The following is a 19684-nucleotide window of genomic DNA, read 5'->3' on the forward strand; positions in this document are numbered from 1 at the left end:
AGGATTCAAGAGAACCGCGCGATGATCTGCGGCAAGTCCGCCGTCGTGCGAATACCCGGCGCCGCCGCGCAGACCGCGTGGACCGCATTCACCGCCCGGTGCGCCGTCAGTCCCGGCGTGAACGCGGCATAATCCTCCGGCGCAACCGGGAAGCCGATATCCACTTCCAGCGGCGTGTCGCCCTCGGTGCGGATCTTCCAGCCCGAGGCACGCAGGTGCCAGTCGGCGTCGATATCGGTGGTGCAATACCAGTTGGCGCGGAAGCGGACGACTGCCCTGCCCTCACGCTGGCCGGTAACGGTGATGCGCATCGCGCCCACGGTTCCGGCTTCGATGACACCCGCCGCGATCTCTACCCGGTTGCGCGCCATCGCCAGTTCGCCCGCTGCATCGAACCCGTCGCAGGGCAAGCCGATCGCGTCGGCAAGCTGACCGAGCGACGCCGCGAAATCGGTCTTGATATGATCGGCCATGCGCTGATCCATCTCGCGGATCGGCGCGCCGAAGCCCATCATATGGAAGAGCAGCTCGGGCGAGTTGCGGCTCGACATGTCGGCATATTCGTCGATCGTGATCCCCTCATGCCGCCGCGCCAGCGACAGCAAGGGGAGCGCCAGCGCCTCGGTCGAGAAGCCCGGGCTGGACCCGGTGCTGTAGATCGAGGCCCCGCCCCGCGCGCAGGCCGCTTCGACCCGATCCCGCACTGCCGGGTCCATCGTCCGCGGATGATGGAAATCGCCGCGCGTGGTGACGATGTTCGCCCCCGCTTCCAGCAGCGCGCAAAGCTCGTCGAGGTCGGTGCCCTGCCGCATATAGAGGACGCAGTCGGGCCGGAGCGCGAGGATGTCGTCGAGCGATCCGGTCGCCGCGATGCCCGTGGCCGGCGCGCCGCACAGCTCTCCCGCGTCCCTGCCTCGCTTGGCGTCCGAGCTGACCCACAGCCCCGCCAGGTCCATCTGCGGATGCTCGATCACCGCACGAAGCGAGCGGGTGCCGATATTGCCGGTCGCCCACTGGACCACCCTCAAGCGCCTGCCCTCCATGCCCTCTCCCTTCGCTCTTATGGCGTGACGTAACCGATCGTATCCTGCTGCGGATCGGGCGAATCCGGCTTCCACCGCACCGATCCGAACGGCCGTTCGAGACGGCGGCGGACCTGCTTTTCCTCGCCCGCCAATATATAGGCGTCGGCGGTCAGCTGGATCTCGATATCGGCCTGGCTCAGCCGATCGCGCAGGCGCAGATAATCGCTCCAGGTCGGACAGTGATAGCGTTCGGTCCACAAGGTCGGATCGGCGATGTCGCGCGACAGCGACCAGTCGAACCCGCCATTGCGCAACCGCGCGCGCTGCACCTTGAGCATCGCGTCGTAAAAGCCCCGGGCATCGTCGGGATCGACGCGATAATCGACTTCGATCACGATCGGGCCGGAGCGCAGGGTGAGCGCCAGCGCCACTTCCGGCTCGCTGCCGATACCTACCGTCTCGACTCCGCCATGATTGGCCTCGGGCAGCGGGAGCAGCAGCGACAGGAGCGGCAGCAGCAGCAACGCCACGCCCGAAGCGAGGATCGCGGTATCGACCGACCAGACGCTCGCCGCCACGCCCCATGCCCAGGCGCCGATCGCGATCCCCCCGGTCAGCGCGGAGGTAAACAGCGACAGCGCCCGCGCGGTGACCCAGCGCGGTGCGGCGAGCTGGACCGAGATGTTGAACAGCGCGATCGTCAGAATGTTGCCCCCGCCCGCGACGAACAGCGCGAGGCAGGTCAGCACCAGCGAATGGCTGAACCCGACGACGAGCAGCGCCAGCCCCGAGACGATCGCGAGCAGCTTCGTCGCGCGCTCGGTGCCCAGCAGGTCGCGCACCCGGCCGACCATCAGCGCGCCCGTCACCGCGCCGACGCCGCCTGCGCCGAGCAGCAGGCCATAGGTGCTGGCGTCGCCATGCAGCAGGTCGCGCGCGACCAGCGGCGCAAGCGCGGTAGTCGTCGCGCCCACCGCGCCGAACAGGAAGGCGCGGATGAACACGGTGCGGATCGGGTCCGAATGGATCGCATAGCGCGCGCCGGAAACGATCGCGCGGTCGATCCGCTCGGGCGGCAGGCGCGAGGGGGTATGCCGCCGCCGCCAGAGGAAAAAGGCCAGCAGCAGCGGCAGATAGCAGACAGCATTGGTCGCGAACGCCGCCGTCGCGCCGGCCGCCAGCACGATCAGGCCGCCCAGCGCCGGCCCGACGCTGCGCGCGACATTGTAGCTGATGCTGCCCATCGCGATCGCGGCGGGCAGCTGGTGCGTATCGACCTGCTCGGGGATCGAGGCCTGCCAGGCGGGCGTGTAGAGCGCGACGCCGGTGCCGATCAGGAAGCAGAAGACCAGCAGGATCGCGGGCGAAGTATATCCGGCGCGCGCGAGCAGCGTCAGCGTCACCGCACAGGCAATCGAAACGAACAGGCCGGTTATCGCGATCCTGCGGCGGTCGAACATGTCGGCCAGCGCGCCGGCGGGCACCGCGACCAGCATCAGCGGCAGCATCAGCGCGGTCTGCACCAGCGCGACCATGCCCGGATCGGGGGTCAGCCGCGTCATCTCCCACGCCGCCGCGACGCCCAGGATCAGCTGGCCGAAATTGGCGACAACGCTGGCCGACCAGATGCGGCGGAACACCGGCACGCGCAGCGGCTCGAACGCGCCGACGCGCTTCGCCCCTGCCTCTCCTGCTGCTCCCGTCATCGGGCTGCTCCCTCGCTCCGCACGATCCTATGCCGCAACGCGCGAGCGAGGGAACCGCATGCATCGCGGGCCGCGAACCGATGATCTGGGTCAAAAGGCTTGTGAATCATTCGCTTACCTGCAGGATCGGGGATTTCGGCGCGGCGCGGACGGGCGATTGATCGCCCGCGCGATTGCCGCCTCTGTGGCATGACGGGCGTGCATGCGATAGCGTCGCCCGAACGCATTTTGACGAGAGTCCGACATGGCCGAAGCCTATATCCTCGACGCCGTCCGTACACCCCGCAGCATCGGCAAGCTGGGCAAGGGCGCATTGTCCACGATGCACCCGCAGCATGTCGCGGCGACGGTGCTGAAGGCGATCAAGGACCGCAACGACCTCGACACCGCACAGGTGGACGACATCATCTGGGGCACCAGCGCGCAGATGGGATTGCAGGGCGGCGACCTCGGCCGGATGGCGGCGCTCGACGCGGGCTATGACGTGAAGGCGTCGGGCGTGACGCTCGACCGCTTCTGCGGCAGCGGCATCACCGCGACGAACCTCGCCGCCGGACAGATCATGTCGGGCATGGAGGATCTGGTGATCGCAGGCGGCACCGAGATGATGTCGCACGTCACCGCCTATGGCATGAGCCTGCGCGAAGCCGGAGTAAAATCGGCGGGCGGGATCGGCACCGGCAACCTCCGGCTGCAGGAAAAGCATCCCCAGACCAATCAGGGCGTCGCCGCCGATGCGATTGCCGCGATCGAGGGCATCACCCGCGAGGAACTCGACGCTTTCGGGCTGGAGAGCCAGCGCCGCGCGGGCGTAGCGATGCGCGAAGGGCGGTTCGACAAATCGACCGTGCCGGTGCTGGCCGACGACGGCAGCGTGATCCTCGATCATGAGGAATATCCGCGGCCCGACACGACCCTTGAGCAGCTTTCGCAACTCAAGCCCGCCTTCGGCATGTTCGCGGACATGCCCTCGCGGCAGGACGGGCCGACCTTCGGCGAGCTGGTGAAGCAGCGCTATCCCGATGTGGACATCGTGCCGCTGCACCATGCGGGCACTTCGTCAGGCGTGGTCGATGGCGCGGCGGCGATCCTGCTCGCATCCGAGGATTACATAAAGCGCACCGGCGCGAAGCCGCGTGCTCGCGTCGTGGCGATGGCCAATATCGGCGACGATCCCACGCTGATGCTCAACGCACCCGTTCCGGCGGCGAGGAAGGTGCTGGCGAAAGCCGGGCTGAGCATCGGCGACATCGATGTGTGGGAAGTCAACGAAGCCTTTGCCGTGGTGGTCGAGAAGTTCATCCGCGACCTCGGCATCGATCGCGCGAAGATCAACATCAACGGCGGATCGATCGCGCTGGGCCATCCGATCGGCGCGACCGGGGCGGTGCTGATCGGCACCGCGCTCGACGAACTGGAGCGGTCCGGCGGCCGCTATGCGCTGATCACGATGTGCGCGGCAGGCGGCATGGCTCCGGCGATCATCATCGAACGGGTACAGGCGCTTCCCTGATGGGACATGGCTTCGACGAACCGACGAGCATCAAGCGCAACATCTCGACCAAGATGACGGTGATGGCGCGCCAGCTGCGCAAGCAGTTCGACAATGACCTGGAGAGTTTCGGAGTCACCCGCTCGCAATGGACCGCGATCGCGGTGGTCGCACGGCGACCGGGCGCGACGCAGCGGATCATCGCCGAAACGCTCGACATGTCCGAAGCGGCGGCGGGGCGACTGATCGACAAATTGTGCGCCGAAGGCCTGCTCGAGCGGCAGGCCAAGGCCGATGACAAGCGGGCCTGGTGCGTGTCGCTCACCCCGGCGGCGCGGCCTATCCTCGACAAGGTCGGCAAGGTCGCGGCGCGGCTGGAGGAACATACGTTTCGCGGCTTCGAGGAAGCCGAGTTGAACCAGCTGAGCGAATTGCTCGACCGGCTCTACGCGAACATCAATTGCGGATCGGAAGAGGCGGAGCCGCAAAAGAAAAGAGCGTGACCCGAACCAGCCGGGCCACGCTCAGGTCTTCGCGCGGAGGAGCGCGTGAGATCAGCGGGTCGAAGCGATCTGTGCGCGGGTCAGGCTGGTCACGATCTTGCCGCCGTCGACGCTGAGAGTCGACGCGGGAACGGTCACGAGCTTGCCCGAAAGCATCACCTGCGCCGAGCCGTCCGGCGAGACGCGATAGACGGCGGCGACGCGCTTGCCCTCGGCGTCGAACAGCATCTTGCCCGCGGTCGCGACCGGGGCGTTCTGGGCCACGGCGACGGTCGGAACGGCTGCGGCGACGGCAAGGGCGAGCAGGGCGAAAGTCTTCTTCACGGGAGAACTCCTAATAGCTGATGGATCGCATCCATCAGGCATCCTCTTAATTGCTAACCTAGTTTAGGGATTACTGACGGAGAGTCAAGTGAGGGTGTGTCATTTTTATTCTCGGCCGGGCGCGAACCACGGAAATTGACGCGGGAAGCCACGGAGCTAAGCATCGCCCGATGGCCAAAGCTGATCGTCTCGAACGCCTCGATGCGCACCGTGTGGAACTTGAGGCGGAATATGCCGCCGCGCTGATCGCCGCCCTGCGCGCGACGGCGTCGGGCAAATGGGGCCTGTTCGACCATGTTGGCGACCGCACGATGCGCGCCGCGATTGCGCCGGTCATCGACAATCTCAGCGAGCTCGGCGAAGCGATCGACAAGGCGCGGGCGCAACTCGGGCTGGAGCCGTTCGAGCTACAACAGCAATTCCTCGCCTCGCGGGGCAAGCCGGGTCCGCAGGCGGTCGGCGAGCCAAAACAGGCCCGGGCCTGGCTCGATCGCCTCGCCGCTGACGGTCACGCCCCTCTCCCATAGGGAGAAGAAAAGGGAAGCCCGCCTCTCAGCGCGGCGGCATCCGGATCGCGCCGTCGATGCGGTAGGTCTGGCCGTTCATATAGCTGTTGCGGACCAGCTCCATCACCAGGCTGGCGAACTCGTCGGGATTGCCCAGCCGCTTGGGGAACGGGACTGAGGCGTTCAACGCGTCCCACATCGCCGGGTTGATCTCCTTGAAACGCATCATCGGCGGCGTGGCGAAGATGCCCGGCATGATCGAATTCACCCGGATGCCAAGGTCCATCAGATCGCGCGCCATCGGCAGGACGAGGCCGTTCACGCCTGCTTTCAGCGAGCCATAGGCGACCTGCCCGATCTGGCCGTCCTGCGCCGCCGCGCTGGAGGTCAGGACGATCGTGCCGCGACCGCCATCCTCGTCCGGCTCCAGCCCGGCCATCCCCAGTGCCGAGATCGACGCCATGCGATAGGAAGCGATCAGGATGCCCTGTGCCGAGATCGCATAATCCTCGGTCGACAGGCGCTTGAAGCCGCCGGTCTCCTTGTCCTTGCTCACCGTCTTGCCGCCCTTGGCGAACATCGCGCAATGGACCAGCACCTGCTCCTGTCCATTGGCGGCGCGGGCGGCGTCGAACCCGGCCAGCGCGCTTTCCTCGGACATGATGTCGACCTTGACGAAGGTCGCCCCCTGTTCCTCCGCGACCCGCCTGCCCAGTTCTTCGTTCAGATCGAAGATCGCAACCTTCGCGCCCGCCGCGCGCAGTGCGCGGACGGTGGCGAAGCCGAGGCCGGAAGCCCCGCCAGTGACGATGGCGGACAGTGACGAGTCGATCTTCATGCTGGCTGTGCCTCTCCTGTTCGGTCCCGCTATCGGCCGGAATCCGCCGCCGCTCAACGCGTCGGCTAAGCGATATTACGGATATCGCGGCGGCGTTTGCACCCCTCTCTCATCGTACCGGCGATAGCATTGGGGCGACACGCGTTTCCGGGTTTCCGGCGTTCGTACCTGCTCCTAGGCTTTGCCCCAATTGAAGGCGCCGCGTGGCGCCAGGGGCTATGGTTGCTTTATGACGCAGGTAATGCAGGGCGTGCGCGTCCTCGAAGTTGCTCAGTTCACCTATGTGCCGGCGGCGGGCGCGATCCTGGCCGACTGGGGCGCGGACGTGATCAAGGTCGAGCACCCGGTGCGCGGCGATACGCAGCGCGGCTTCCTCAACATGGGCGGGGTGAAGCTGGATCCGCTGCGCCATACCCTGTTCGAGCATCCCAATCGCGGCAAGCGCAGCATCGGCATCGATCTGTCGACGCCCGAGGGACAGGAAGTCCTCTACGAGCTCGCGAAGAGCTGCGACGTGTTCCTGACCAACTACCTCCCCCAGCATCGCCAGAAGAACAAGTTCGATATCGAGCATATCCGCGCGGCGAACCCGAACATCATCTACGCCCGCGGCAGTGCGCTGGGGAACAAGGGACCGGAGCGCGAAGTCGGCGGGTTCGACGGCACCTGTTTCTGGTCGCGCAGCGGCGTGGCCTGGTCGATGACCCCGGCCGAACTGCCCGGGCCGATCACGCAGGGCATCCCGGCGTTCGGGGACTCGATCGGCGGCATGTTCATCGCCGGCGGCATCTCCGCTGCGTTGCTCCACCGCGAGAAGACCGGCGAAGCGGTAGAGCTCGACGGATCGCTGCTGAGCGCGGGATGGTGGGCATCGGGCGCGCTGGTGTCACAGGTGATGGAGACCGGCCAGCTGACCCGCAATTCGATGCCGACCTCGGGCGGATCGCTGCGCAACCCCTTCATGGGCAATTTCACCACCTCGGACGGCGGTACGATCAACCTGTGCATGGTCAGCCCGACCGGCCTGATCGAGGACACGTTCGAGATGGTCGGCGTACCCGAAGCCGCGAAAGATCCGCGCTTCGCCGACGTCCCCTCGCTGATCGAGAACGCCGGCGCGGCGAGCGACATCCTGGTCAAGGCCTTCGCCCAGAAGCCCTTCGCCTATTGGCGCGAGCATCTGAAGGCGATGAAGGGGCAATGGGCGCCGATCCAGAGCTTCGAGGATCTGCTGACCGACGAACAGGCGCTGGCCAACGACATGATCGTCGAAGTGGAAGGCGCCGATGGCGGCGCGCCGCTGCGGCTGGTGCGCGGGCCGATCCAGTTCAACGGCGAGCCGCTGGCAGCGACCCGCTCGCCCCAGGCTTCGGAACATACCGAGCTGGTGCTGATGGAACTGGGCATCGAATGGGATCGGATCGAAGCGCTGAAATCGAGCGGCGCGATCGCCTGAGCGACACGAGGATTTGCGAGATGAAACCCGGAACCAAACTCAAGAGCGCAGTCTGCGACACCGAAGCGATGGTGATCCGCGCGGGCGCGGGCACGATCGAATGCGGCGGCGCGCCGATGGCCGAAGCGAAGCCGGAAACGGTCGGTGCGATCGATCCGGCGCACGCCAACGGCACGCTGATGGGCAAGCGTTATGTCGACGCGGCGGGCACGTTCGAATTGCTCTGCGTGAAGCCGGGCAAAGGCTCGATGTCGGTCGACGGCGTGGCGCTGATCATCAAGGAAGCCAAGCCGCTGCCGGCTTCGGACTGACCGCAAGACGATGAATATCGCGCTGTTCCTCGAAATGGCGGCGGAGGCCGCGCCGGACCGCGTCGGCATCGTGTGCGACGGACGGCGCTGGAGCTATGCCGAGCTGCTGGCCGGCGCGCGGGGCGCCGCGACGCTGATCCGCGAAAGCGGCTGCGCGCATGTCGCGCTGCTCGACGAAAGCAGCGAAGCGGCAGCGATGGCGCTGTTCGGCGCGGCGATCGCGGGCGTACCTTATGTGCCGCTCAACTACCGGCTGGCCGATACCGATCTGGCCGCGTTGCTGGAACGCGTGACGCCCGCGCTGATCGTGGGCGAGGCCGGGCGGGTGAAGCGGCTCTGCCCGTCTGATGCCAATCGGGTGATGTCGCGCGGCGAATTGGTCGAGGCGGCGCTGGCGGCGGAACCGGCGAGCGAAGCCGATGACGGCGAAGGCATCGCGATCCAGCTCTTCACCAGCGGCACCACCGCCGCGCCCAAGGCCGCGATCCTGCGCCATGCCAATCTGGTGTCCTACATTCTCGGCACGATCGAATTCGGTTCGGCGGACGAAGCCGACGCCGCACTGGTCAGCGTGCCGCCCTATCACATCGCGGGCATCGCGGCGTTGCTCAGCTCGATCTATGCCCAACGCCGCATCCTGCTGCTCCCCGCCTTCGATCCCGCCGCCTGGCTGGCGCTGGCAGCCGCGGAAGGCGCGAGCAATGCGTTCGTCGTGCCGACCATGCTCTCGCGCATCGTCGAGGCTATGGGCGAGGATGCCGCCCTGCCCCGCCTGAAATCGATCGCCTATGGCGGCGGCAAGATGCCGCTGGAACTGATCCGCCTGGCGCTGGAGCGCTTTCCCGCAACCGGCTTCACCAACGCCTATGGCCTCACCGAAACGAGCTCGACGGTCGCCCTGCTCGGTCCCGACGAGCATCGCGCGGCACATGGCTCAAGCGATCCCCGGGTGCAGGCGCGGCTGGCCTCGGTCGGCAAGCCGCTGCCCACGGTCGAGCTGGAAATCCGCGACGAGGACGGCAAGGCCCTGCCCCCCGGCGAGCGCGGCGAAATCTATGTGCGCGGCGATCAGGTCTCGGGCGAATATAAGGAACGCAGCGCGCTCGACGCGGACGGCTGGTTCGCCACCCGCGACGCGGGCTGGATCGACGAGGACGGCTATCTGTTCCTCTCCGGCCGCGCCGACGACGTGATCGTGCGCGGCGGCGAGAATATCTCGCCCGGCGAGATCGAGGATGTGCTGCTGACCCATCCGGCGGTGGCCGATGCGGCGGCGGTGGCGATCCCATCGCTCGAATGGGGCGAGGCGGTCGGCGTGGCGCTGATGGTGCGCGATACGCATGACCTGCCCGCCACCGATGCGCTCCGCACGCTGGTGCGCGACCGGCTGCGCTCGTCGCGCGTGCCGGAGAAGATCCTGTTCGTCGAAGCGCTGCCCTATAACGAGATGGGCAAGCTGTTGCGGCGCGAGGTCAAGAAGCTGTTCGCGGGCTGATCCGCGATGGCCAGCCTGCAACAGCGCAGCATCGAAGCACTGGCCCGAGATCCGGCGTTGCCCGCGATCGAATTCGAGCAACGCTGGTTCGACTGGGGCGATGTCCGTCGCGTCGCGAGCGGCGTGCAGGCGGCGCTGACGGCAAGCGGCGTGGGTCCGCGCGCGCCCGTGGCATTCGTGCCCCGCAATCGGCCGGAATCGATCGCCGCGCTGCTGGCGCTGACCGCGCAGGGGCGGACGATCCGCATGGTCTATGCCTTTCAGTCCCCCGCCGGGATCGCCGCGAGCATCGCGCGATGCGAGCCCGGCGCGGTGATCGCCCATGCCGAAGACTTCACGCCCGAAGTAAGGGCGATTCTGGCGCGCGAAGGGATCGCGGCAGTGGCGCTGGATGCGATGGACGCGACGCTGCTGGCCGGAGCCGGCGCGGCGGGTGGCCGCATCGGTCCCGACGAGCCCCGGATCGAGATCCTCACCAGCGGCACGACCGGCCCGCCCAAGCAATTCCCGATCAGCTACCGGCTGCTGGAACAGCATTTCCTCTCCACCGCGCTGACCGCGCGGCAGGGCGACGCGCCGGAGACGCTGCCGCCGTTCCTGCTGTTCTTCCCGCTGGGGAACATCACCGGCATCTATTCGACACTGCCCATGCTGATCCGGGGGCAACGGGTGGCGCTGCTCGAACGCTTCTCGATCGCGGCATGGCATGACCATGTGCTGCGCTGGCGACCGGCGCATTCGGGGCTGCCGCCGTCGTGCGTGCAACAAGTGCTGGATGCGGAGATCCCGCGCGAGGACCTGGCGTCGATCCGCTATCTCGGCACCGGTGCTGCGGCGCTCGATCCCGCGGTACAGCGGGCGTTCGAGGCGCGCTATGACATTCCGATCCTGCTGTCCTATGGCGCCACCGAGTTCGCAGGTCCGGTCGCAGCGATGACGCCCGAGCTCCATGCCGAATGGGGTGAAGCCAAGCTGGGATCGGTCGGCCGCGCGATGCCCGGCGCGCAACTGCGCGTGGTCGATCCGGACAGCGGTGCGGAACTGCCACCGGGCAGCGAAGGACTGCTCGAAGTCGTCTCCCCCCGGATTGGACCGGACTGGATCCGCACTTCGGACATCGCACTGATCGATGCCGACGGCTTCCTGTTCCATCGCGGCCGGGCCGACGGCGCGATCGTGCGCGGCGGTTTCAAAATCCTGCCCGAGACGATCGAACGGGCGCTGGCGCTGCATCCCGCCGTGGCCGAAGTATCAGTGGTCGGCGTGCCCGACCGGCGGCTCGGCGAAGTGCCTGCTGCCGCGATTCGACTCAGGCCCGGCGCGCCCGAACCGAGTGTGGAATCGCTGGAGAATCACGTCCGGAATCACGTCCTCGCAACGCATGTTCCGGTGCTCTGGCGGTTCTGCGATGCCCTTCCCCGTACCCCTTCGCTCAAGCTCGATCGCATGGCGGTGCGCGAGTTTTTCCAATCGGATCAATGACAAGGAACGTTGCTGCAACGCAAAAACGAGAGCCTCTCATTTTTATTTGACAAGCCAGCCCGGTTTAGTGAACAACTATGTTGATAAATAAGCATAGGAGAGGGCCGTGGCTGCCATCGAGTCGAACAAGGCGCGCATCGCAAAGCGCGTGATCGAGGTGCTTGAGTTTTTCGACGACGAGCATCCGCAGGCGACGGTGATGGACATCGTCCGCCGCTTCGATCGCCCGCAGTCGAGCACTTCGGAACTGCTTTCGAACCTGGTCGGCCTCGGCCTGCTCTACAAGGATCGTCAGACCCGTTCCTATTCGCTGACGCCCCGCGCGGCGATGCTGGGCGGCGCGGTACAGCCGCGCATGGTGCGCGACGGCCGCCTCGTCGGGCTGATCGACCGGCTCTCGGCACAGACCGGTTTGGGCGTGGCCGTGTTCAGCATGGTCGGGCTCAAGGCGCAGGTGTGCAGCTGGCGCACCGGCACCCGCAAGCTTCGCACGGCCAATGCGATGGGTCTTGCCGGCGGGCAGCAGGAGCATCTGTCGGACTCCGCTGCGGGCTGGCTCCTCCTCTCGACGGTTCAGCAGCCGCAGCGTGACGGGATGCTTCGCCGCCTGAACGCTGAAGCCGCGCCGGAACGCCGCTTCGCCTTCGCCGACATGGTGACCCGCGTGCAGCAGTGCCGCGACACGGGCAACGCGACGGGAATCGCCGGCTTCGGATCGATTGCCGATGTCACCGCCGTCCTCCTTCCCGGCCTGCCGGAGAACCAGCCGCTCGCGGTCGGCTTCGTCTATGAGCCTTCGGACCAGATCGATGCCGCCGCCCTGCTGCGCACCTTGCAGGATGCAGTCGCACGGTCGGTCAGCGAGGAAGCACCGGCTTCGGCGGGCGTGCAGTCGCTGTTCAACGCAGCCTGATCTCGAAGCTGGAATCTAGACATGGCTGATACGAAAGAACTCGCGAGCGACGCGCGCAAATACTGGTCGGCCGAGGGATATACCCCCGGCGGCGTGCTGCGCGAAGTGGACTATGCTTCGCAATCGGGCGGGCTTGATCCCTCGCTGGCGGGCATCAAGATCGTCGATACCGACACTCATTTCACCGAAGCGCCCGATCTGTTCACGTCGCGCGCGCCGGCGGCGCTGAAGCACAAGATGCCCTATGTGAAGCTCGACGCCGATGGCGTGGAGCGCTGGTATGTCGGCGACCGCAATTTCGGGTCGATGGGCGGCAACGTCATCCGTAACGACAACAACAAGCTGCTCGGCCGCCTCGCCTTCCCCAAGCTGGAACAGGCGCATCCGGGCGGGCATCTGGTCAAGCCGCGGCTTCAGGCGATGGACGATATGGGCGTCCATGCGCAGATCTGCTTCCAGAATTCGGGCGTGACGCAGGCGGGTTCGCTGATGTCGCTGGGCGATCCCGAAGTCGCGCTTGCGGTGATCCAGATCTATAACGACGCCTCGGTCGAATATCAGGAAACGTCGGGCCAGCGCATCTTCAACATGGCGCATCTTCCCTATTGGGACGAAGCCGCGATGAACAAGGAAGCGCGGCGCTGCATCGACATGGGGCTGAAGGGCTTCGTGCTGCCCGACACGCCCGAGCGCGTCGGCGTGCCGTCGTTCAATCACGACTACTGGACGCCGTTCCTCGAGATGTGCGACGCCACCGGCACGCCGCTCAATTTCCACCTCAACGCCGCGATCGACCCCAACACGCTGACCTGGGAAGGCTTTGCCTTCGAACAGACGCTGTCGGTGGTCGCGACGATGTTCTCGATCGGCAATGCCGCAACGTTGGGCAACTGGATCGTCTCGGGCCGGCTCGACCGGCATCCGGGGCTCAAGATCGGCCTGATCGAAAGCGGCATGGGCTGGGTGCCCTTCGCGCTCGAAGCGCTGGAGCATCAGTTCAACGAAATGCTGCCGAACAAGGCCAACGGACGCCTGCACAAGCGCCCGTGGGAGTATTTCCGCGATCACTTCTGGGTAACCTACTGGTTCGAAAAGGTCGGCCCCAAGCTGCTGCTGGAGACGATCGGCACCGACAAGGTAATGTTCGAAACCGATTTCCCGCACCCGACTTCGCTCTATCCGGGCGTGCAGGAGCATATCGTCGCGACGCTGGGCGACTATGATTACGGCGTGAAGAAGCAGGTGCTCGAGACCAACGCTTCGAAGCTCTACAATCTGCCTTTCTGAGCGGTGTCAGCCGCGAGGATCGAGGGCCGCCCGTGGGGAGACGGGCGGCCCTTTTTCGTTTGTGGATTCCCTGCAATCGGGTGTGGGTCAGTCCCGCACCAGCAGCAGTGCCGCCGCCATCGGGCCGCCGCCTGAAGTCGCCACCGCGACCTTCGGATCGCCCGCGATCTGCCGCGCGCCGCCCTGCCCGCGCAGCTGGACCACCGCTTCATAGGCAAAGCCGAAGCCGTGCAGGCGGCCCCAGCCGAGTTGCCCGCCGCCGGTGTTCATCGGCAGCTCGCCATCGCGGGCGATGCGGGTGCCGCCTTCGAGGAACCGGCCGCCCTCGCCGACTTCGCAGAAGCCCAGCCCCTCGAGCCAGGTGATCGGCTGGAACGCGAAGCCGTCGTACAGCTGGACGGTATCGACATCCTTCACCGTGTAATCGGTGTTGCGCCACAGGTCGCGTCCGGTCGGATAGGCGCCGGCCCATTCGGCCTGATCCCAGCTATAGCGCTCGACCGATCCCGCACTGGCGGCGATGCGGATCGGGGTGGCCGTCACTTCGTCGAGCGCGTCGCCGGCGGATACGATCACCACCGTCGAGGCATCGGTGAAACGGTCGCAGTCATAGAGACAGAAGGGCGTCGAGATCATCCGCGCGGACATATACTCGTCCATCGTCAGCGGCTTCTTGACCAGCGCGCGCGGATTGAGCGCAGCGTTGGCGTGATCGTTGAGCGCGACCTGCGCGAGCTGCTCGCGAGTCAGGCCGTAGCGCTTCATGTGCCGCGTCGCATATTGCGCGGTCCAGTTGGCTGCGGAGAAGGCGCCGAAGGGCGACACCCATTGCGAATTGCCGGTCACGTCCTTGCGCCGTTCGAGCGGCGGATATTCCTCGGGCCGGGCAAGCGCGGCGGCTTCATACACGGTGCGGAAGCACAGGACGTGGCGGGCAAGTCCGGCCTTCACCGCATAGGCGGCTTCGGCGATCGCGCCGAGCTGGGCGGTCGCTTCGGCCGCGCCGATATGCCAGCGTGTCTTCAGCCCAAGCGTCTCGATCAGATCGTCCGAGCTGACCGGGGAGAAGCCGAGAAAGCTCTGCATCTTGCCGGGATAGGTCGCGACGCCGTCGATCTGCCCCAGCGTCAGCCCGGCATCCGCGATTGCCTCTTTCACGGCATCGACGGTGAGCGCGAGCGCCGATCGGGTCAGCCGCACGCCGACCTCCGACATGCCGATGCCGGTGATATAGGCTTCGGTCATGCGGTCTTCTCGAATAGCGGAAACCAGATGCCGTCCTGTTCCTCGAACACCACGCGGACGGGGTCGTCGATGTCGACCGAGTCGACCGGGCAATTGACGATATTGGTAGTGAGATACACGCCCGGCGCGTCGTCGAGCTTCACTCGCGCGATGACGAAGGGCACGTCCATGTCCCTCGCCCAGGGCTGGTGGTTGACGGTGTAGGTATCGACCACGCCCGTTCCCGCCACCGCATGGGGTGCGACATTTTCAGACAGGCAGTTGCGGCAGATCTCGCGTGGGGGATGGATGAAGGTTTCACAGTCGCCGCAGCGGGCGATGTACAGCTTCCCCCCCTCGCCCCCCGTCCAGAAGGCGCGGTTATCCCGGTCGAGACGGGGCCGCGAGCGTTGCCACGCCAAGGGTCAGGCGTCCCAGAGCAGGTGCATCCGCTCGATCCCGATCACATGGCCGCCGTGGAAGATCGGCGGATTGGCGGGATCGAGGCGGAAGGCGGGAAGGCGTGCAAGCATTTCCTCGTACAGCACCTGAAGCTCGACGCGGGCGAGGTGCGAGCCCAGGCAGCGATGCGGGCCGACGCCGAACGCGATATGCACATTGTTCTCGCGACCCAGCTCATATTTGTCGGGCTGCGGGAATTCGCGCGCGTCGAGATCGGCGGCAGGCAGGAACAGCTTCACGATGTCCCCAGGCTTCATCGTCGCACCGTGGATCTCGGCTTCCTGCTTGATGATCCGCACCGGCACGGTGAAGGTGTAGCGGCGCAGCATTTCCTCGGCCGCTTCGTTGATCAGCTTGGGTTCGGCGCGCAGCTTGGCCTGCAATTCCTGATCGAGCGCGAGGCCGCGCATCGCGAGGCCCATCCCGTTCATCACCGTATCCAGCCCGGCGATGAACAGCAGGACGCCGTAATTCTCCATGTCGGCGAGCGTGGTCGGCTGGCCGTCGATCTCGAGCGCCCACAGCATCGAGATGATGTCGTCCTGCGGATTCGCCTTCCGCTCGAGCAGCGTGTCGCGCATCGCGGCGGCGATCCGCTGGAGCCGCTTCATCGAACCCACGCGGTCGCCGTCGATCGCCTTCATATGCTCGCTGACGATCTCGCGATATTCGGCCTGCCGGTCGAGCGGCAGGCCCAGCATCTTGAGGAACACCTGCACCGGCAGCGGCTCGGCGATCGCGCTCATGAACTCGCACCCGCCATCGGCCTTCACGCCATCGATCAGCGCGCCGGCAAGCTCGCGGATGCTCTCGCGCAGATTGGCGATGGTCTTGGGCGAGAACACCTTCTGCAACGGCTGGCGATATTTGGTGTGCTCGGGCGGATCGAGCGTGATCGGCACCGGCGTCGGAATATGCGGCGCGCCCGGCGGCAGCGCGGCGAGCATCGCCTTCATCTGCGCCGGCGGCATGAACTCGCTGGAGAAAACCTCGGTGTTGCGCGAGGCTTCATAGTTCGCGGCATGGCTCAGTACGATCCAGCCGCCGCCGTTGCGCGGGGTCCAGAACACCGGCGGCGCGGTCTTGAGCAGATCGAGCAGGCGAGCGTGCGGATCGGCCAGCAGCCCGGGGTCGGCATGGACATCGAAATCATAGACCAAATCGTCGGCCACGTGCGCCGGTTTGGGCGCGGCGGGGCTCAGGGCGGCTTGAACCATGACAATCTCCATACGCTTCTGTTCTGCGGTCGCGGGAGACCATAGCGGCATCGCCATCGGGAGAAAGCGCGCTCTGGCGGTCATCGCGCGAGCGATGACGACGCGCCCCGGTTGATCCCGCGCCGGTTCTCCACTCTAGGATGCGGCAATTGCGTTGGAGAGGGCGATATGAAGATCCGGATCGAACGGGCGGCCTGTGTCGGCAATGCCCGCTGCGCAGCGGTTTCGGCGGAGCTCTATCCGCTGGACGATGATGGGTACATCGACACCGACGGCTTCGATGTGGCCACAGGCGACGAGAAGACCGCGAAGAACGGCGCACGCGCCTGCCCCGAACGCATCATCTTCGTCATCGAGGATGACGGCACCCAAAGCTGGCCACCCGCGCGCGGCTGATTCCTGTTTCGGAGAGTAAAATGAGCGATATTCTGGGCTACAAGGGCAAGCGCGTCATCGTCACCGGATGCTTTTCCGGCATGGGCGAAGCGACTGCGAAGCTGCTGCTCGATCTGGGCGCCGAAGTGCATGGGCTGGATTACAAGGACAGCAGCCTGCCGCTGGCCTCGTTCAACAATGTCGACCTGCGCGATCCGGCGTCGATCGAGGCCGGGGTGGCGGCGATCGACGGCGAGATCCATGCGCTGTTCAACTGCGCGGGCCTGCCGGCAAGTCTGCCGCCGATGGACATCATGAAGGTCAACTTCATCGGTCTGCGCCATTTGACCGAGCAGGTGCTGCCGCGGATGAAGCCGGGTGCCGCCATCGCCAGCATTGCTTCGACCGGAGGACTCGGCTGGAGCCGCCGGATCCCGACCAACATGGAACTGGTCACGACCAAGGGGTTTGCGGCCGCGGTCGACTGGTGCGAAGCCAATCTGGAAACGGTGCGCGAAGGCTATTCCTTCTCCAAGGAGAATGTGATCGTGTGGACCCAGTTCATGGGTGCGCACCTGATCAAGCAGGGCATCCGCATCAACTGCACCCTGCCCTCGCCCACCCAGACGCCGATGATGGAAACCTTCGTCGCGGCATCGGGCAAGGAAGTGATCGACGCCGCGGCCGAGCCGATGGGCCGTTACTCGACGCCGGAGGAACAGGCGAGCGGATTGGTGCTGCTCAACAGCGCGCTGGCGGGGATCGTCAACGGTGTGGTGTTCCCGGTCGATGGCGGGTTCATGGGCGGCGTGGCGACGGGTCAGGTCGATCTGAGCGTGATGATGCGGCGCTCGGCTCCGGCGCAGTAAGCCAAATGAATTTCGAGCTGACCGAAGATCAGGAGATGGTGCGCGACACGTTCGCGCGCTTCCTCGACGAGCACAGCAGCATGGCCCGGGTGCGCGCGGCGATGCCCTCGGGGTTCGACGCCGATCTGTGGAAGGGGCTGGCCGAGCTTGGCGCGCTGCTGATCCGTGTGCCGGAAGATGCGGGCGGGCTGGGCCTCGGGCTGTTCGATGCCGCGCTGCTGATGGAGGATGCCGGGCGGACGCTGGTTTCCGGACCGCTGGCCGAGGCGCTGGTGACGGCGCGGCTGATTGCGCTGTTTGGCGGCGATCTGGATCGGATCGTATCGGGCGAAACGGTCGCGACGCTGGCGTTCCGCGATGTCGCGGTCGAGCCGGTGCAATGGGTTGCGGGCGGGCTGGTCGCCGAAGCCGTGGTCGCGCGGATGGGCGACGAGATCATACTGGTCTCGGTCCCCGCCGAAGCGCGGGTGGCAGAGGATAATCTGGCTTCCACGCCGATGGCCGAGATCGACCTTTCGGCGCATCCGCGCGTGACCCTGGCTTCCGGACCGGAGGCGTTGGCGCTGTTCGCGGCGGGGATCGAGGAGTGGAAGCTGCTGATCGCGGCGGGCCTGGCCGGGATCGGGCGCGAAGCGCTGAAGCTGGCCGCTGCCTATGCCTGCGAGCGGCACCAGTTCGGCCAGCCGATCGGAACGTTTCAGGGCATCTCGCATCCTCTCGCCGACCTGTTGTGCGATATCGATGGCGGGCGGTTCCTGGTGTGGAAGGCGATCCGCGACCTGCACGATGGCGAAGCGCGCGCGGGCGCAGCGGTGTCGATCGCGGCGTGGTGGAATGCGGACGCCTGTGCGCGGACGGTGGCGCAGGCGCTGCACACTTTCGGCGGCTATGGCCTGACCACCGAATACGACATCTTCCTGTTCAACCTGCGCGCCAAGGCATGGCCGCTGGTGCTGGGCGATCCGCAGCGGCTGATCGAGGAAGCCGGGCGGCGACTCTATGCGGGCGAAGCCGCGGCGCTGCCCGATGCCGGCCCCTGCCCGATCGACTTCGATCTGGGCGACGACGCCCGCGCGCTTGCCGCCGAGATCGACGCCTTCTTCGCGGCGAACGTCACGCCGGAGATGCGCGAGAAATTCCATTACAGCTGGGAGGGCTACAATCCCGAGCTAAACCGCAAGCTGGCGGCGCAGAATCTGCTCTATCTCGGGCTACCGAAGGATGTCGGCGGGCGCGGGCTTTCGGCTTATGCGAAGATCGCCGCGATGGATGCGTTCGAGCATCAGGGATACAACAATCCCGCCGCCAACGTCGCCCAGATGGTCGCGCTGATCATCCATCGCTTCGGCACCGACGAGTTGAAAGCGGACGTGCTGCCGCAGATCATGTCTGGCGAAGTGATCTGCAGCCTCGGCTATTCCGAGCCCGGTTCGGGATCGGACGTGTTCGCCGCGCAGTGCCGCGCCACGCCAGACGGAAACGGCTGGCGGATCGACGGCACCAAGATGTTCACCAGCGGCGCGAACCTCGCCAGCTATGTGCTGATGCTGTGCCGCACCAACCCCGATGTGGCCAAGCACAAGGGGCTGACCATGTTCATCGTGCCGCTAAAGGCCGATGGCGTGACGATCCAGCCGGTCCACACCTTTCAGGACGAGCGGACCAACATCACTTTCTATGACGGGGTGAAGATCCCTGACAGCTGGCGGCTGGGCGAAGTCGATGGCGGGGTGCGCACGATGAGCGCCAGCCTTGAGCTGGAGCATGGCGGCGGCTTCGCCAAATATCAGCGCAAGATGCTGGAAGCGGCGGAGACGCTGTGCGGCGAAGTTCGCCATCACGGCAAGCCGTTGATCGAGGATGCGTCGGCGCAGGTGCGGCTGGCGCGGACCACGGCCAATGTCTGGGCGTCGGAACTGCTGATCTACCGAGCGACCTGGGTGATTGCCGAGAAGAAGCCGAACCTCGCTTATGGCCCGATGGCCAAGATGTTCTCGTCCGAGAAATTCCTGAGCGATGCGCGCGACCTGATCGATCTGACCGCGCCGGTATCGCTGTCCAAGCGGACGGGCGCGGCGGCGGAGATCAACATGTTCTATCGCCACGCGCAGGGATCGACCATCTATGGCGGGACAAGCGAAGTCCACCGGTCCATGATCGCCGAGCGCGGGCTGGGCCTGCCCCGCACGCGGGCCTGAG

Annotated in this window: 19 protein-coding genes; 12 read left to right on the forward strand and 7 right to left on the reverse strand. The window is 66.2% G+C overall.

Features of this window, described 5'->3' with window-relative positions:
• Window positions 1-5: 5 nt before the first annotated feature.
• Together HHL13_RS08405 and HHL13_RS08410 are read right to left on the reverse strand one after the other, a co-directional pair.
• Window positions 6-1043 (reverse strand): dihydrodipicolinate reductase, encoded by a 1038-nt coding sequence (locus HHL13_RS08405; RefSeq protein WP_169555238.1) that lies wholly within the window; start codon window positions 1041-1043, stop codon window positions 6-8.
• A 17-nt stretch (window positions 1044-1060) separates the two neighbouring features.
• Window positions 1061-2731, reverse strand: a complete 1671-nt coding sequence (locus HHL13_RS08410; protein ID WP_169555239.1) for an MFS transporter — start codon at window positions 2729-2731, stop codon at window positions 1061-1063.
• A gap of 244 nt (window positions 2732-2975) precedes the next feature.
• Between HHL13_RS08410 and HHL13_RS08415 the strand changes: the two genes are divergently transcribed.
• Together HHL13_RS08415 and HHL13_RS08420 are read left to right on the forward strand one after the other, a co-directional pair.
• A complete protein-coding gene (locus HHL13_RS08415) occupies window positions 2976-4244 on the forward strand; it encodes an acetyl-CoA C-acetyltransferase (RefSeq protein ID WP_169555240.1) in 1269 nt (422 codons plus the stop codon).
• Window positions 4244-4726 (forward strand): MarR family winged helix-turn-helix transcriptional regulator, encoded by a 483-nt coding sequence (locus tag HHL13_RS08420; RefSeq protein ID WP_169555241.1) that lies wholly within the window; start codon window positions 4244-4246, stop codon window positions 4724-4726. Before HHL13_RS08415 ends, HHL13_RS08420 begins: the two co-directional genes overlap by 1 nt.
• A 51-nt stretch (window positions 4727-4777) precedes the next feature.
• Here the strand turns inward: HHL13_RS08420 and HHL13_RS08425 are convergent, their stop codons facing one another.
• A complete protein-coding gene (locus HHL13_RS08425) occupies window positions 4778-5050 on the reverse strand; it encodes a hypothetical protein (protein WP_346775521.1) in 273 nt (90 codons plus the stop codon).
• Between the two features lie 170 nt (window positions 5051-5220).
• On the opposite strand from HHL13_RS08425, the gene HHL13_RS08430 reads away from it, so the two are divergent.
• A complete protein-coding gene (locus HHL13_RS08430) occupies window positions 5221-5577 on the forward strand; it encodes a hypothetical protein (protein ID WP_169555243.1) in 357 nt (118 codons plus the stop codon).
• A gap of 25 nt (window positions 5578-5602) precedes the next feature.
• Here the strand turns inward: HHL13_RS08430 and HHL13_RS08435 are convergent, their stop codons facing one another.
• Window positions 5603-6394, reverse strand: a complete 792-nt coding sequence (locus tag HHL13_RS08435; RefSeq protein ID WP_169555244.1) for an SDR family oxidoreductase — start codon at window positions 6392-6394, stop codon at window positions 5603-5605.
• A gap of 229 nt (window positions 6395-6623) precedes the next feature.
• Here HHL13_RS08435 and HHL13_RS08440 point away from each other — a divergent pair, with 229 nt between their 5' ends.
• From HHL13_RS08440 to HHL13_RS08465, 6 genes are all read left to right on the forward strand, one after another.
• Window positions 6624-7850 carry a CoA transferase gene (locus HHL13_RS08440; RefSeq protein ID WP_169555245.1) on the forward strand — a complete coding sequence of 409 codons (1227 nt, stop codon included), beginning with the start codon at window positions 6624-6626 and terminating at the stop codon, window positions 7848-7850.
• A gap of 20 nt (window positions 7851-7870) precedes the next feature.
• Window positions 7871-8161, forward strand: coding sequence for a hypothetical protein (locus HHL13_RS08445; protein WP_169555246.1), 291 nt, complete (start codon window positions 7871-7873; stop codon window positions 8159-8161).
• A 10-nt stretch (window positions 8162-8171) separates the two neighbouring features.
• A complete protein-coding gene (locus HHL13_RS08450; protein ID WP_169555247.1) occupies window positions 8172-9656 on the forward strand; it encodes an AMP-binding protein in 1485 nt (494 codons plus the stop codon).
• 6 nt (window positions 9657-9662) lie between these two features.
• Window positions 9663-11138, forward strand: coding sequence for a class I adenylate-forming enzyme family protein (locus HHL13_RS08455; protein WP_169555248.1), 1476 nt, complete (start codon window positions 9663-9665; stop codon window positions 11136-11138).
• Window positions 11139-11244: 106 nt separating this feature from the next.
• Entirely contained in the window at window positions 11245-12051 is an 807-nt protein-coding gene (locus HHL13_RS08460) for a helix-turn-helix domain-containing protein (protein WP_169555249.1), read from the forward strand.
• 21 nt (window positions 12052-12072) lie between these two features.
• Window positions 12073-13338: an amidohydrolase family protein gene (locus HHL13_RS08465; protein WP_169555250.1), complete on the forward strand. Its 1266-nt coding sequence runs from the start codon at window positions 12073-12075 to the stop codon at window positions 13336-13338.
• A gap of 87 nt (window positions 13339-13425) precedes the next feature.
• Here the strand turns inward: HHL13_RS08465 and HHL13_RS08470 are convergent, their stop codons facing one another.
• The 3 genes from HHL13_RS08470 to HHL13_RS08480 are packed head-to-tail and all read right to left on the reverse strand — an operon-like array spanning window position 13426 to window position 16241.
• Window positions 13426-14583 carry a thiolase family protein gene (locus tag HHL13_RS08470; RefSeq protein ID WP_169555251.1) on the reverse strand — a complete coding sequence of 386 codons (1158 nt, stop codon included), beginning with the start codon at window positions 14581-14583 and terminating at the stop codon, window positions 13426-13428.
• Window positions 14580-14984 carry an OB-fold domain-containing protein gene (locus HHL13_RS08475; RefSeq protein WP_169555252.1) on the reverse strand — a complete coding sequence of 135 codons (405 nt, stop codon included), beginning with the start codon at window positions 14982-14984 and terminating at the stop codon, window positions 14580-14582. The genes HHL13_RS08470 and HHL13_RS08475 overlap by 4 nt, the downstream gene beginning before the upstream one ends.
• Before the next feature lie 3 nt (window positions 14985-14987).
• On the reverse strand, window positions 14988-16241 hold the full coding sequence (locus HHL13_RS08480) for a cytochrome P450 (RefSeq protein WP_169555253.1): 1254 nt from the start codon (window positions 16239-16241) through the stop codon (window positions 14988-14990).
• 168 nt (window positions 16242-16409) lie between these two features.
• On the opposite strand from HHL13_RS08480, the gene HHL13_RS08485 reads away from it, so the two are divergent.
• From HHL13_RS08485 to HHL13_RS08495, 3 genes are read left to right on the forward strand one after another with little or no spacing between them, the layout of a single operon-like run.
• Complete coding sequence (locus HHL13_RS08485; RefSeq protein ID WP_169555254.1) at window positions 16410-16637, forward strand: ferredoxin; 228 nt, start codon at window positions 16410-16412, stop codon at window positions 16635-16637.
• A gap of 20 nt (window positions 16638-16657) precedes the next feature.
• Complete coding sequence (locus HHL13_RS08490) at window positions 16658-17485, forward strand: coniferyl-alcohol dehydrogenase (RefSeq protein ID WP_169555255.1); 828 nt, start codon at window positions 16658-16660, stop codon at window positions 17483-17485.
• Window positions 17486-17490: 5 nt separating this feature from the next.
• Entirely contained in the window at window positions 17491-19683 is a 2193-nt protein-coding gene (locus HHL13_RS08495) for an acyl-CoA dehydrogenase (protein WP_169555256.1), read from the forward strand.
• Window position 19684 lies beyond the last annotated feature (1 nt).

The sequence above is a fragment of the Sphingomonas sp. G-3-2-10 genome, assembly GCF_012927115.1.
Classification (GTDB): domain Bacteria; phylum Pseudomonadota; class Alphaproteobacteria; order Sphingomonadales; family Sphingomonadaceae; genus Sphingomonas.